Here is a 16,010-nt window from a genome sequence, read left to right on the forward strand (position 1 = left end):
TCGTTATTTTCTTTTTATAATTTTTGAAGTCAATATCGTAACAGGTCCTAATAAACCTGAAGGCAATAAATCATCAGTTGCTTTTTGGAATGAATAGGCACTAAATGTTTTACGAGGTCCATCTGGAAGTGGTTGATTATTTCTAAACCAATCTGGCATTTTTTTATATTTGCCTCTATAATCTTCAGAGCCAAAACCTTTTTTTGACCTTCTTACATCATACTCCGTTTGATTGGGTAATTTTTCATCACCAATTAAACGATTCGTCCATTGGTTTGTCACTTGAATTTCTAAAGTATTTTCTCCTTCTTTTAGAGCTGTTGTTACATTTAAAGCGTGAGGCGTTATCCAACTTACCCCAACATCTTTTCCGTTTACAAATACTTTTGCGATCACACTAACCTCGCCTAAATTAAGTTGAAATTGTCTATCCGATTGCAACATTCCTTTTTCTATGTTGAATGTTGTTGTATAAATTGCGGTTCCAGAATAGTGTTTTATTTCTTCTACTTTACTTGTTGTCCAATCAAACAATTCATCTGTATTCATTGAGGCTTTGTAAAAATCTTCTGCTCTAAAATTGATTTCCCAATTACCTTTAATTTCAACAGGATTAGGAATATCACTTACATTAATATTCCAGTTTTCTGAATTGTTTACTTTTGCAGTATAGTTTCCATTTGCATAAACTTTGGCCTGTAAATTATTTTCGTTATCTAAAGTAAAAGAAGGTTTTGGTAAATTGTTAGATTGTTCATAAACTACTTTTGTTTGTTTATTTTTTGATTCTTTAAAAACAACAAAAACCGATTCTTGAGAATTCATTGGAATAGCAATATTGGTTCGCCCGTTTTTACTGGTATACTCCACTAATTTGGTTATTTCTCCAGTTTCTGCATTCCATAATTCTGGTACTTTTCCTTCTACTAAAAAGCTACAGTTTAGCACTTCCTTTTCTGTTAAATTATGATTGTACACAAAGTAAATATCTTCGTTTTCTGTACGTCTGTGATAAAAATTAAAGTCTGGTTGTCCTTCAACAATTACATCTTTTTGAATTGTATTTTCTTCAAAAATTTGTTCCCATTCTCCCGTACTGTATGTTTTTGTATTTGACCAAATCTCTTTTACAAGTGCGTCAAATTCAGCTTCCATTTCTTTAGTTATATTGTAACCTCCTAATTTTTTAGGTTTTTTACCAACAATTAAAGCGCCTTGTTGCGATAATTTATGAATCCCTCTTAAAGTTTCTATGTTGATGATATCATTTCTCTGCAAAGACAAAGCATTATACGTAATGCCATTAGGTAATTTTAATTTTCCGTTTTCTACTGTTAGTCGATTTACAATTACATCAGAATTTACACAATCGTATTTATAAGCTGCTGGAAGTTTAGGTCGCATTTGGTTGGCGTGAATAACGTGACTTGGTGCTCTATCTCCCACAAAAACCAATACATCTAACACAGGATTTCCTTGACGCAGCATATACGAACCTCTTGCTAAATAATTAAACCATTCTGGACCTGCATTGTCCCACCACGTTTGTGTGCGATCAATATGAGAACCTACAAAACTCATACTCATTCCTGGTTTTACGTGAGTATTCGATTGATGCGCAAAACGATGGAACATATACTCATTGATTCCGTTTGTCCACTCATAATCGCCTTTTTGTTTTGCTAACGCTGGATGAAATCCCCAATTTAATTTAGTACTTGTAAAGGCTTCTGCAGAAATTACATTTTTACCATAAATATGACCAGCAGATACCGCTGCACGTTTATGTTTGTTTGGTTTTCCTAACCAAAACTCTCCCATTGGAATATCCGCATTTCGACCTGCATCTAAACTATTGAAAGGCCCCACAAATCCGTAAGGTTCTATATAAGATATCAAACCATCTTGATGGCATAATTCTGTGAAATAATCGAAATAATTGGTAACCATTAAATCGCTTACCAATTGTTTCATATCCCAAAAAACGGATTCAACAGTTTCTTTATTTTCTATACTTTTACCTGCGTACATCAATAAAAAAGGTGTAAAATCGTAACCAAAACGTTCTTCGAATAGCTTTTCCATATCGTTAGTCCAGTTTTGTGGGCCAACTTCATAACTATCAATTTCTACATATTGTAAAGCGTTTGGTGCATCAACTTTTGCTTGTTCAACCAATTTCCCTACAAAGGCATCGTAATGTACTTTTAATGCTTTTTTACTGAATTTATCGACTTCCAATCCTTTACCTTCTTCTGAAGAAGGTTCGTTGGTGGCTCCAGAGGCTGTAAATCCAAAACGCATAATGGTCCAATTTCCTTCTGGTAATGTTATTTTTAAAACACCATTGGCATCCATTTTATCACTTAAAATAAGAATGTCTTCTTTTTTTATGAATGCTTTTACATCAGTTTTACCTATTGGACGTCTATTTTTTCTGTAAGACGTGTACTCCATAATATTTCCTAAAACAGGACTTGCAGAAAGTTGCATTTCATAAAATCCTGCATCCATTTGGGTTTCTATCCTAAAATAACGTGCTGTAACTGGTTTAAAACTTTCGTAGAAATAACATTCGTCTTTACCAATACGTTCTTCTCTTGGCTTGTGAGCTACTGTAAAATTGACACCATCGTCCGATTTTAATAAAGTCAATCGTCCTTTACGTTTATTGATAAAAACATTCATTGATTGAATGGTGTGTGCTTTTCCGAAATCATATTGCACCCAATTATTGGCTTTTAAATCTGCATGTGTATTGGTTTGTTTGTCCGTAGCTAAAGCGATATTAAAACTTTTATCTGAAGATGTGATTATAGGATTTACAGTGTCGTCAATCAATTCGGTTTCTAAAGATGGATATGCCACAACAGCAATATCTTTGTAATAGTTATGTCTTGCTGGTGGTTGTGGTAATTTTATGCTAACTTCTTTTCCTCCTTTTGCAATTACTTGGCTATTCACCACAACTTTCATTGCGTGTTCTGGAGTTACCCAAGGTCCCCCACTAGATGTCCATCCGTCACAATTGTGTACCCCAAAACTCAACCCTAATTTTTCACATTCTTTTGCACCATGTGCTAAAATATCTCTGTGTTCTTGAGAGTTGTATTTTACATCGCCTTCTGGCAATCCCATGGATACATTAAAGACCAAAACACCACCAATACCTGCATCTTTTATGGCTTTCAAATCTTTGGTAAAGCCTTCTTTAGAAGCATTTCCGCTGTTGATGTGATACCAAGTTCTAGGTTTTGATGCTTGAGGGGGATTTTTAAAACCTTCTTCTAAGGTTAAATTTTGACGCTCCTTTTTCTTTTCATTACAATTACTGAAACAAAAGCAAAGCATTATTAACAAGATGTAACCTAAATTCTTCATTAGTTTTTATTTAATTTTTCTAGAGTATTATCAAAAGCATCCTCTTTAAATAGTTTACGAGCCTTTTTTAAATCTGCTATTAATTTATCTTCCGAAGGTTTTTTGTCTTTAATTTGTTTATATGGCCATTCTTTTTCTTTAGTTAAAAAAGGCAACATAAATTGATATCCTTTTTTTATGCTGCTGCCATCTTTTGAAGATAAGTTCCAAAGATCTACACCTACTTTTTGTCCTATTTGTGCCAATTGTAAAAATCCGTGTAAGTTCATTACTGAATAAGAAAAAGATTTTGTTCTTTTCAGCTCTAAAGGTTGTCTCCCATCTGGTTTTATTTGACTAAAAATTCTTGCTTTTGTTATTGTAGACAGATATTCTTTTACTTCTTCCGTTCTATTTAGATACATTAAAATACTTAATAACTGTACATCATAATGAGTCGCATGATTGTTTTTTCTTGTAGACTCCTCTTTTCCTAATTTGCTATTTTTTAACCAATTGCTATAATCTGTAAACCAGTTAATCATACCTTTTTCAGTTTGCTTATCAAGTACGCCTTTATACTTAGCTAATTCAAGAAACTCTACAACCTCTATAAGACCATCAAATTCAATAATACCAAAACACCTACCTTCTGATTTACCAGGAACATATTGCCCAAAATTTACATTAGGATTCATTTTAGTGTTTTCGTTTAAAAACCAAGTTTTGATGAACGCTATATTTTTGTTAGCGTAATTTTTATTATCACTAAAAAAGAATGCATCTTTTAACGTTTTTACAGCTGAAATAAAATTCTTTTTCTCAACAAAATCTGTAAAATTATTACGTGTTTCTGGATTAATTTCTCCATCTTTTCTAACATAAGGTAAGCCATTTGATGTTTTTGGATTCGGCCACCAATAAGGACCAATACTCATATAATCGTGCTTATTTTTACTCGGAGGAACACCTGTTTTTTTTGTTACAGAAAAACCATCAACCTTTAAAAGGTCATCTGCTTCAGCTAATAGTTTATGATAATTTTCTACAGACTGTTTATCACCATTTTTAATGAGTGATTTTTGAGCTTCTAAACTTTCATAATCTATATTAGAAACTTTATTTGTATTGTTTTGGGTGATTGAACATCCATATATACTTATGAAAAGTACAAGAATCAACTTTTTACAAAATGCTATTTTATTCTTCATAAAACTCTAATTATCTTCAATTAATCAATAAACATTTCATCCAAATAAGGACCACTTTTTCCTGTGGTTTCTAATCGAATACTATTGGCTCCTGCTTTTAACCTGATAATAGTTGGCACAAACTTCCATTCTTTTTCCCAACCGCCAGTTGCTTTAAATTCTAAAGTTCTTATATATTCATCATTTACAAACAATTTCATTGGATGAAATTCACCAATATTGTTGTGCATGTATCTATAGCGGATGCTGTAATCACCAGCTTCACCGTCATTTTCTTGATAAAATTCTACTGAACCTTCATTGCCTTTAAAATCTACAAAACCAGTTCCTTTAAAACGTCTTGCTTTTCTGCTTGCAGTAGCACTTCCTTTTAAAATCCCATCTTCAGCAGAAATATTTACACCTCTACCAATCCACATATCTTTAGAATGCTCATCACCCCAAAATAAACCTTCGGTTTTACCAAAAGTTTCTTCCATATTTAATACAATTTCACCATTTTGTTTTACAATGGCTTTTACAGTGATATTATCTTTAATTTCGAAAGCTCCGTTGTAAACTTTTCCGTTAGTTTCAGGATTATCTCCATTTGTGGTGTATAGAATTTCTAAGTCAGTAAATTCTGAATTTCCTATTACATTAAATTGATTGGCTATGATGGAAATTTTATTTGACGAATACAAGGCTTTATCGCCCAAAATAGCTCCTGTAATTATAGATGCTTTTTTTGCATTGGGTTGTTCTCTTAAAAACAATCTTGATTTCCCAAAAAACAAAGCTCTAAAGTCTGATTTTGTTCTACTTGTAGGATCAATAGGATTTCCATTTTCCATAGAAACCTTGTTTACATCACCTAAAATATTGTAGTAGATTTTGTTTTCTCCATAAGGATACAAATTGTCATTTGCATCTAAACTTTCTGAAGAGATGATATAACTTGCCTCAAAACTATCTTCTGCTGGTAATTTCTGGAGACTTGTTTTTAATTTTGATGGCTGTTTACTTGTACTAAAAGATGTTCTTTTTACTTCTTTACCATCAATATAGGCTACAGCTTCTAATTTTCCTTCTTCGTAAGGAACCATCCATTCGCATTGCATTTCGTTCCAAACAGTTCCTGGTTTGTCTTTTCCTAAAGATTTTCCGTTTAAAAATAGTTCCACCTCATCTGCATTCGAATACACCCAAACAGGAATTACAGTCCCTTTTTCCATTCTTGGATGCGACCAATGTGGTAACATATGAATCATTGGTTCTGTTGTCCATTGACTTTGGTAGAAATAAAACAGGTCTTTTTTGAATCCTGCTACATCTAAAGCGCCACCCATAAATAAATTAAAAGGCAAACCACCATGCACCAAACCTGCTTCTCCATAATAATCAAAACCTGTCCATCTAAAATGACCACTATGCCAAGGATTGTCTCGCATCACTTCCCAATATTTTCTTGCAGAAACTCTTACAGTTGCATTATCGTAAGACGAATTGAAACTTTGTTTTCTGTTTCTCCAATTTTTAGGATTGATGCCTTCGTAAAAGAAAATTTCTTTTTCAGTTAAATTTGGTAGTTCATATGTTCCTGGTAATTCGTTATCTCTCCACCAAGTTTGAGTTCTGTAATAGCCTCTTGTTTGCCAAGTATGTGGCGCTTCTGTAGAAATAAATGGTTTATCAAAAGTTCTGCTTTCTATAAACGATTTGGTTTCAGAACCGCCATTTACTCCTGTAATATCCATATCTTCAGGATTTCCTGCACCTGATGTAAATAAGCGTGTTGGGTCTAAACGCCTTCCAAACTTCACCAATTCTAGTCCAATTGGGCTATGTGTTTCATTACCTAAACTCCATACAAAAATACTTGGGTGATTTCTATCTCTAGTAATCCATTCTGTAACGTCTCGTTTCCACCATTCATCAAAAGCTTGTTTACCATAATCTTGTGGTGCTTTTTTATGCCAACCATCAAAAATTTCATCCATTACCAACAAACCAATTTCGTCACAGATATCATAAAACATTGGCGGTGTTGGGTTGTGAGATGGTCGAATAGCATTGATACCCATATCTTTTAAACTTTGCAATTTCCAACGCAACATTGGCTTTGTCCAAGCTCCTCCAACAGGACCACCTTCCCAATGTTCGCAAACACCTTTTAGTTTTACATTTTCGCCATTCAACCAAAAACCAGTTTTGGTTTCCCATTTAACCGTTTTGAATCCAAAAGTAGTTTCTATTTCATCGATGACTTTTTTTCCATCTAGAATTTGAGTGACTGCTCTATATAAGCTTGGAGTTTCTGGACTCCATAATTGTGGGTTTTTAACTTCTAATTTTACAACTGGATTTGTTATTTTTAATTTTTCAGAATTATTATTGATTTGTTTTCCTGAAGGAGAGAATATTTTTACATCATAGCTCAATCCTTTTTTAAGTCTTGTAATTTCAGCATCAATAGAAACTGTAGCTTTCTTTTCTGAAATTGAAGGTGTTTTTATAAAAATTGAATTAGGTTTAAAATGAACAGGATTCACTTCAATTAATTTTACTTGCGCGTAAATTCCACAAGGATGATACCAACGAGCAGAAGGTTCTAAACTATTATCAACTCTAACAGCAATAGTATTTTTTCCTTCTTTTAAATATTTTGAAATATCATATCTAAAACTAATGTAACCATAAGGTCTTTTTCCTAAACGATTTCCATTTACCCAAACTTCGCTGTTCATGTAAACGCCATCAAAATTGATGTAGGTAATTTTAGAAAGGCTTTCTTTTTTTACGTCAAAATACTTTCTGTACCAACCAATTCCACCATCATGATAACCACCACCTTGACCTTGATCTCCTCCTTTTCTTACGCCTTTTTCAAAAGACCAATCGTGAGGTACGTTTAAGTTTTGCCATGAAGAATCATCAATATTCTCTTTTGAAAATGAGGAGTTATCTGCCAATATAAAGTTCCAACTGTTATTGAAATTGGTTTCTATCCTTTGACTTTGCAGTGAAAAAACCTCAAACAAGAGTACTAAAAAGAAGAAAAAGTTTTTCATGTTGTTAACTATTTGGATCTTAATTAACAAACTTAACTTTTACTTAATGATATTTAATCCTGTGGTGTCATGACGTCTTTTTTAAGTAGTATTAAATTTCTTTAAATATTCTGACGGAGTTAGGTTGTACTTTTTCTTAAAACATTGACTAAAATACTTAGTTCGTTTAAAACCAACTTTATAACTTACTTCACTAACGGTAAATTTATCTAACTCTAATAATTTTTTAGCATGATTTAATCTAATATCTTGTATAAAATCTTTAGGAGTTGAGTTGGTCCAAGCTTTAATTTTGGTAAAAAGCATAGAACGACTTACCCCTAATTCTTCGCCAAATTGAGTTATATTAAAATCTTCATTTGCTAAATTTTCTTTAACTATTTCAAATGCTTTTTTTAGCAATTTTTGGTCTAATGACGTTAAAGAAACATCTGAAAATTCTATGTTTTGGTTAGATGTAAATTTTTCTTTTAATCTTTGTTTAGATTCTAATAAGTTTCTAATCTTTAAGTTAAACTCTTTTAAATCAAAAGGTTTACTAATATAATCATCTGCACCACTTTCTAAGCCCTCAAATTTATATACTAAAGAAGTTCTAGAGGTTAATAAAATAACCGGTATATGACTAGTTGCAAGAGTTGTTTTAATTTTAGAACATAATTCTGTACCAACCATTTGCGGCATTACAACATCACTTATAATTAAATCTGGTAAATTTTTTATTGCCTTATTTAATGCTATTTTTCCGTTTTCTGCTTCTAGAATATTGTAATTCGGTTTTAAAATTTCTTTTATAAACGATCTTAATACAGCATTATCTTCTACTACAAGAATGGTAAATTTCTTTTCTGAAGCAATCAAATCTTCTATATTTTGCTTTTCTTTTACTTGCGGAATCTCCATTTGAGTTACATACTGAGAAACATCATCACTCATTTTAAAGTTCTTAACAATCTCTTTTTCTGATAAATGAGTTTTACCTAATTTTAACTTAACAGAAAATACTGCTCCTTTAGGTTTTTCATTTCTTACAGAAATCTCGCCATGATGAAGTTTTACTATGTTTTTTGCAATAGAAAGTCCTATACCAGTACCTTTGGTATAATCACCTTCTAATTGTTTATGTGCTGCTACTTCAAAAAAGCGATCAAATATTTTATCAATATATTCTGTAGAAATACCAACTCCAGAATCTTTTACACTAATAATTATCTCTTCAGCTTCTTTTTTTATGTCGATTAAAATTGATCCTCCTTCTTTGGTATATCTAAAAGCATTGGATATTAAATTATAAAAAACTCTTTCTAATTTATATCTATCATAATAAACATTTATTTCTTCTTCTTGGGTAAAGAACTTATAATCATAGTTTCCGTTTTTTGCATATTCAGAAAATGATAAAAATATTTCTTTTAGAAATTTTACAATATTTCCTTCTGCTGCTTCTAATTGAAAATGGTTATTTTCTAACTTTCTAAAATCCATTAATCTATTAATTAATCTTAATAGATGATTTGTACTACTTTCTATAATTCTTAATTTTTTATACGTAGCGTTTGTGCCTGTGTAATCTTGAATTATATTTTGTAATGGACCTATAATTAGTGTTAAAGGGGTTCTAAATTCATGAGAAATATTTGTGAAAAATTGAAGTTTTGCCTTATTTAATTCTTCATTTTTCTTGTTTGCAATATATTCTAGCTCTAATTTGTCTTTTAGTCTAGATTTAGATTGAACTATCCAAGAGATTCCATAAAATAATCCAAAAATCAATAGGAGATAAATAGTATATGCCCACCATGTCTTCCATGGTGCTGGATGTATAATTATTTTAATATTTGTTGTTTTCGTATTCCACACATTATCGTGGTTTACAGCTTTTACTTGAAAAGTATATGTACCTGCTGTTTGAAGTGTAAAAAAGGCTTCTGTTTGTGTTGTGTAGGTCCAAGAATCATCTAACCCTTTTAAACGATACGCATACCTATTCCCTTTAGAGTTTATATAATTTGGAAGAGCATAACTGATAGAAAAATTTGAATTATTATGATTTAACTCTAATACATCTAAGTAGTTTAAACTTTTCTGTAAAACCCCTTTATTTATTTCTACTACTTCATTTTTAATTTTTAATTTAGACAAAACCACTTTGGGTACATCTGTAATTTTAGTAATATTTTTATGGTTAAAAGTTGTAATCCCATAAAGGTCTCCAAAATAAAATTGATCGTTAATTTTTAATCTAGAATTTTGTCTAAAATCATTATTTACAATACTACTATTTTGATCATAAACAACGCTTTTATCGCTTATTGAATTGTATTTTACAATACCCCTATCTGTACTTAGCCAAAGAACTCCTTTTTCGCCTTCTAAAATGGAGTTTACAGAATAAAACATATTTCGATTAGATATGTTAATTTTTTTTATTTTATCGCCATCAAGTCGATACAAACCTCTTGTTTTACTACCAAACCAACAAACATTATTTGAGTCTTTAAATACTGCACTAATATTGTACTTTACTAAAGGCCTGTCTTTAAAATAATTTTTAATATTTACTTTTTGTTTTTGATTAAATTCTAATTTAGAAGCGCCTCCTAATCCGCCTATCAACACGTTATCTTTACTATCAATAGCAATACTTTTTATAATATTTGTAACCAACCTAGGTCTTGCAAATTTTCTTATTTTTTTGGTTTTTAAATTATAACGAATAAGCCCTTTACCAAAGGTTGCTATATATAAATTTTCTTTAGAATCTTTTTTAAGGTCATATATTAGTATGTTTTCTAATAACTCTTTCAATTCTTGAGAAAAATAACTCTTTTGCACTTTTTTTGCTGATAAATTATAAGCTATTATACCTCTGTTTAAGGTACCAATAAATAAAAATTTATCATTATAAACATATAAAGATTTAATAGGATAATTTATTGCTTTGTTAGAATTTGTTATTCTAAAAACTTCAGAAACTTCACCTTTTTTGTTTAAGACATTTACAACACCACCTTCTGTAGCAAAATAAATAGTACCTTTTTTATCTGCGACAATACTATTTGTAATATTGTTAAGTAAATTTTGATTTTTAAAATACAGAAAATTTTGATAAGATTTATCCCAAGTCATGACCCCTCCGTTTTGAGTACCTAACCAAATAAAACCATTTTTACTTTTATAAATTTTTCTTATAAAACTCTTAATTGTACTAGAGTTATCTATATAATTTTCTTTTTTAGAAATTAATTTGTTCTCTTTATTAAGAACAAAAAGACCGCTTGTTGTTGCTATCCATAAGTTTTTATCATTATCAACCTTAAGATCTCTCACATCTAAATCATAAGGAATCTCTATGTCTTTTGGTCTTGTAAATTTTTCTGAAGTCGTATTAAAATATAAATATCCATCATATTTAGAACCCACACCCATAATTCCGGGTAAAACTTCTATAATTGTATTGATATTAAAATCTTTCCTTTGAGTCCCTGAATTATATTCTTTAAATTTTAATTTATTACTGCTATTTCTATAAACTTTTATAATCCCATTATTAGTAGCCAACCAAATATTACCTTTATTATCATTATAAATATCATGAATAGATCTTGGCCCTATTTTAGAGTTGCCTTGTAAAAATCTTACAAATCTTCTTTTGTTTTTTTTATAAATAGAAATACCATTGGCAGTACCAAACCAAATATCTCCATTACTCATCTCTAAGCTACTTATAATTAAGCTATTTGTTAATGAGTACTTATTACCTTGTCTTTTATAAAATCTTTTAAATGTATTTTCTTTAGGGTTATATCTATTTAAACCATTAAAAGTACCTACCCAAATATATCCTTCTTTGTCTACAAGAATGTCTAAGATTTCGCTATTACTTATGCTGTATTTATCTTTAGGTATATTTCTATAAACAGTAAAATCTTTACCGTTATACTTATTTAAGCCATTACTTGTACCAAACCATATTTGACCAAATTGATCTTCTGCAATTGATGAAACTGTATTATTAGACAATCCATCAGAAATATTAATATTTCTAAAATTAAATTTATTTTGTTGCCCTTGTAAAATAGCAACATAACTAAACATTAAGAATAATAAAAGAAATTTGTTTTTCATTAAAAGCTTAATTTTTATTACTGATTTTTCGAAGGTAGAAAATAGAATTTAATTTACAGTTATTTTTAGAAAAGGAAAAAGAAGTCTTAAATTAAGACTTCTTTTTATTTATTAATTAATGTTAAGGTAATTATTTTAAAGTGAATCTCTATCTATAAAATTAAAAGTTGATTTTATCTTTTCTGTTTTCTTTTCTACAATCATTTCTGCAGCTAATTTACCCATTTCAACAAAATCTGTTGTTATTACGGTAATTCCTAAGAGTTGTTTTAAAGGTGTATCATTATAAGAAATTACACCTATATCTTCACCAAACTTATAGTTATTACTTCTAACTTTATTTACTATTTGTACCAAATCGTTTTCTTCGATAGTAATAAATAAAGTCTTTTTTTCAATTTCGGTTTCATTAGAAATTTCTTCTGCAACTTCAAAATCAAAATTATTTTTGATGCAATATTTCTGAAAACCAGACAAGATTTTTTGAGGATATGGGTAAAAGGTTGATTTAGGATACACCAAGATTAACTTTTTATATTTTAAAATCTTTTCTTTACCTTTTTCTAATGCGTTTAAAATATCTTTCTCAAAATCTTGGTAAACTTCTATAAAATCTCCTTTTATATTATGTTCATTATTATCTAATAACACAAGATTTTCTTTTGGCAATTCGTTAATTGCCGCACAAACGCTATTTGTAAAACTTCTATGTAACAAATTCTTGCTTCTAAAGTGAGGCATTATCACATAATGATTATAAGCAAATTTATGTTTGTTTAAAAGTTCTAAAAACAACGATTCATCACAATGATAACTATGTAAATCTACTTGATAATCGCTACCCATTTGTTCTACAAATGAGTTATATACTTTCATTTTAAATGTACTTAACTTGTTAACCAAAAACAAAACATTAGGTTTTAAGAGCATTTGGTCTTGAGAAATATAAGTTCCTTTACCGTGAACAGAAACAACAACTTTTCGTTTTTTTAAAATACTATATGCTCTCTCTACGGTATTTCTAGATAAATAAAATTCTTTACTTAGCGTATTAATAGAAGGAATTTTGTCTCCAATCTTTACGTTTCCAATAGATATATTATGGATTATAGAATCTATAATCTGCATATACTTAGGTTGCATTGAGTGAGCATCTAGTTTAATAAATTCAATCATAATATCTTTAGTTAATGTGCCTTAAAGATATGATGCCGTAGTAAACTAAAAATCTGAATTAGGGTAACCAAAAATTTTTTAACACTATTTCTTATTGATTATAAGTAGTTTGGTTTTAGATGAAATAATTTTATCTTTTTCTTGGTATATCATTTTGTAAAAAAGGCTTATTTCTAGGAAATTGAATTTCTAAAAGTTTTTTCATTCGTTGTTCTACTTTTTTATATTTCTTATTTCCAGAAAGGTTTACAAAAGATAATAAACTACTCTTATGTTGGTATAATTCTGTCTCTAAAATTGCATTTGTTATCGAATTTCTCCATTCTGTATACCTCCAATTTCCATCTGTAGTTGTTACGCCCATTATTTTTTTTCCTCGTGCATAAACACTATATGCTGCCTTGTCCCATTTCTTATTAGGATTATTTAAAACAGGTACTATACTTTTTCCGTCTGTGATTGGAGCATTTTCTAAATCACATATATCTACTAAAGTTGAAAAAATATCTACATTTTCTACCAAAGCATTAGAAATTTTATTTTTCTTTCTTTTCTTGTAATCGGTTTCTCTACTAATAATTAATGGTACTCTTACATCTATTTCTACATTAGAATGTTTACACCATGCACCGTATTCACCTATTTTATAACCATGATCACTCATAAAAATAACTACCGTGTTTTTACGTAGATTTAACTCATTAAGCGTTTTCATAACTTTACCAATTTGTGCATCGATATAGCTAATAGAAGCATGGTAGCCATGTATTAGGGTTCTTGTTAAATCATCTTCCAAATCGCCTTTTTTAGGAATTCCGTAATATCCTTTTAATTCTCCCCATTTACTCAAAGCCAAACGATACATTCCTTCTGGCTTTTCTCTAGACGGAATCGTAAAATCGTTTTTGTTATATAAATCCCAATATTTTTTTGGGGCATTAAAAGGTAAATGCGGCTTACTTAGGCCTACAAACATTAAAAACTTATCATCTTTTAGTTTTTTTAATGTTTCTATGGCATATTTAGAAGCTCTACCGTCTTTATATGCCTCATCTGCAACATCTGCATCTTCATAAGCAGGCCCTTTTAAAGATTTTTTACCAGAGGCTTTTAAGCGCTTCATTAAAGCAATATTCTCTGGTTTTACGTAGCTATTGTTTTCTTTTTTAAAATGATGTGTCCAATATTGTTTATCATCTACACTATGATGATATACCTTACCAATACTTACTGTCTTGTATCCATTTTTTTGAAAAAATTGAGGCATAGAAACAACTTCTTTATGAACTTTACGAAGTGGCGTAAAAATACTGTAAATACCTAAATTCTCTGGTCTTAAACCTGTTAATGTACTCATTCTAGAGGGTGCACAAATAGCTTGTTGTACGTATGCTTTATTAAATTGCACACCGTCTTTTGCCAATTCGTCTATATTTGGTGTTATTGCTGTTTTGCTTCCATAAGAACCTATCTCTGCTCTTAAATCATCAACATAAAATATCAATACATTTGGCTTCTCTTCCTGAGAAAAAACATTTGATAAACAAAAAGTGATATATAGTAATATTATATTTTTTTTCATCTTAATTTATATTTTTTTTGGAGATTGCACAGTGCCAATACCTTTTTTCCAATCCCACCAATTAATGGCTCTTCTACTTTCGTCAAACTTAAAACCCCATTTTTCCATATAATAATCTCTCGGTCTAACCTCATCTCCAATTTTTTGAAGTTCTTGCTGTAATTTAAAATCCAAATCTTTTTCAATTTCTTCAAATTCTGACTTCCCTAATAAATTATTTTGCTGATAAGGGTCTTTGATATTATCATAAAACATACTTGGTCCTTTAGGCGTAATTGCATAGGTATATTGTTTTGTTCTTATACCTCGATAAGGCTCATCTTTATAATTTGCGCCAAAAGGTGCAACATTCATTACCAAAGCAGCTCTATCAGTATTTGGATTAGGATTTTTAATTAATTCTGATAAATTTTCTCCTTCAATTTCTTTAGGAATATTAATATTTGTTAACCCCAATAATGATGGTAAAATATCTGGCGTTGTTATAGGAGCGTTAACAACTTTACCTTTATTATTATTAATGTTAGGGTATCTAATTAAGAAAGGAACTCTAACAGATTCGTCCCAAGCCAATTGTTTTACAAAAGGTTTAACGCCATGTGCTCCCATCATTTCTCCGTGATCTGCAGAAAACACAATTATGGTATTTTCTAATAAACCTAATTCTTTTATTTTATTAATAACATTTCCAATAGCTTCATCTGTTGCTGTCGCATGTGCATAATAGCCTTGTAATTCTTTACGTGCTCTTTCTTTAAATTTATCTGCAGTATTTGGATTTAATGTTAAACTTGCTGGCGGATACATGTCTTTATATTTCTTGGGCGCAGAACCATGAGGGTAATGTGGAGTTGCAATAGAAATTAATGCCAAAAATGGATTTTCATCTTTTGCGTGTTTCTCTAAATAACTATTAGCATCTTCTGCAATTGCAAAAGGAGAATACTTTTTCCAATGTTTTAATGTTGTGTTTTCATTATCGTAATAGGGCATTTTTGTGTAGTTATGAGAACACTCTAAAGCTCTCCAAAAATCAAATCCTTGACGTCTTTCTTTTGGAATATAAGTAGACCTTCCATGACCATCTAAATGCCATTTACCCCAATATGCAGTATTATAACCTTCTTTCTTGTAAATTTCTGCCATGGTAACCTCGTCTTCAGGTAAATAAATATCATTTAGAAACATACCTGTTGTAGTTGGAAATTTACCCGTTAACAAAGCAGCTCTATGAGGTGTACAAACAGGTGTTACAGAAACCGTATTTGTAAAATTTACAGATTCTTTAGCAAAAGCATCTAAATTAGGCGTTTTAACATCTGGGTTACCCGCATAACCTAAAGCAGAACCCCTCCATTGATCTGTAAGAATATAGACGATATTTGGTTTTTTTACAGCTACTTTTGTATTTTTAGATTCTGATTTAGAATTAGATTGTTTTTGACAACTTATTAACGTAATTCCAATTACAAGAACTACTTTCAAAAATAATTTATGCTTCAT

At 30.2% G+C, this 16,010-nt stretch carries 7 protein-coding genes; all 7 read right to left on the bottom strand.

What is annotated here, in order from left to right; translation table 11 throughout:
• Positions 1-3: 3 nt before the first annotated feature.
• Positions 4-3,381: a glycosyl hydrolase gene (locus B5464_RS05845; RefSeq protein WP_079737590.1), complete on the bottom strand. Its 3,378-nt coding sequence runs from the start codon at positions 3,379-3,381 to the stop codon at positions 4-6.
• Positions 3,381-4,571, bottom strand: coding sequence for an alginate lyase family protein (locus tag B5464_RS05850; protein ID WP_079737591.1), 1,191 nt, complete (start codon positions 4,569-4,571; stop codon positions 3,381-3,383). Before B5464_RS05850 ends, B5464_RS05845 begins: the two co-directional genes overlap by 1 nt.
• Before the next feature lie 20 nt (positions 4,572-4,591).
• Positions 4,592-7,621 (bottom strand): DUF4982 domain-containing protein, encoded by a 3,030-nt coding sequence (locus B5464_RS05855; protein ID WP_079737592.1) that lies wholly within the window; start codon positions 7,619-7,621, stop codon positions 4,592-4,594.
• 81 nt (positions 7,622-7,702) lie between these two features.
• Positions 7,703-11,749 (bottom strand): hybrid sensor histidine kinase/response regulator transcription factor, encoded by a 4,047-nt coding sequence (locus B5464_RS05860; protein ID WP_079737593.1) that lies wholly within the window; start codon positions 11,747-11,749, stop codon positions 7,703-7,705.
• Positions 11,750-11,884: 135 nt separating this feature from the next.
• Complete coding sequence (locus B5464_RS05865; RefSeq protein WP_079737594.1) at positions 11,885-12,925, bottom strand: GntR family transcriptional regulator; 1,041 nt, start codon at positions 12,923-12,925, stop codon at positions 11,885-11,887.
• A 130-nt stretch (positions 12,926-13,055) separates the two neighbouring features.
• Entirely contained in the window at positions 13,056-14,507 is a 1,452-nt protein-coding gene (locus B5464_RS05870) for a sulfatase (RefSeq protein ID WP_079737595.1), read from the bottom strand.
• Positions 14,508-14,513: 6 nt separating this feature from the next.
• Positions 14,514-16,010: a sulfatase gene (locus B5464_RS05875; RefSeq protein WP_079737596.1), complete on the bottom strand. Its 1,497-nt coding sequence runs from the start codon at positions 16,008-16,010 to the stop codon at positions 14,514-14,516.

This window comes from Polaribacter sp. KT 15 (assembly GCF_900143115.1).
Lineage (GTDB): Bacteria > Bacteroidota > Bacteroidia > Flavobacteriales > Flavobacteriaceae > Polaribacter > Polaribacter marinaquae.

Bases quoted from the DNA above. Each gene is read 5' to 3' on its own strand.
- B5464_RS05850 (WP_079737591.1), bottom strand. From the start codon at position 4,571: ATGAAGAATAAAATAGCATTTTGTAAAAAGTTGATTCTTGTACTTTTC.
- B5464_RS05865 (WP_079737594.1), bottom strand. From the start codon at position 12,925: ATGATTGAATTTATTAAACTAGATGCTCACTCAATGCAACCTAAGTAT.
- B5464_RS05855 (WP_079737592.1), bottom strand. From the start codon at position 7,621: ATGAAAAACTTTTTCTTCTTTTTAGTACTCTTGTTTGAGGTTTTTTCA.
- B5464_RS05845 (WP_079737590.1), bottom strand. From the start codon at position 3,381: ATGAAGAATTTAGGTTACATCTTGTTAATAATGCTTTGCTTTTGTTTC.
- B5464_RS05870 (WP_079737595.1), bottom strand. From the start codon at position 14,507: ATGAAAAAAAATATAATATTACTATATATCACTTTTTGTTTATCAAAT.
- B5464_RS05875 (WP_079737596.1), bottom strand. From the start codon at position 16,010: ATGAAGCATAAATTATTTTTGAAAGTAGTTCTTGTAATTGGAATTACG.
- B5464_RS05860 (WP_079737593.1), bottom strand. From the start codon at position 11,749: ATGAAAAACAAATTTCTTTTATTATTCTTAATGTTTAGTTATGTTGCT.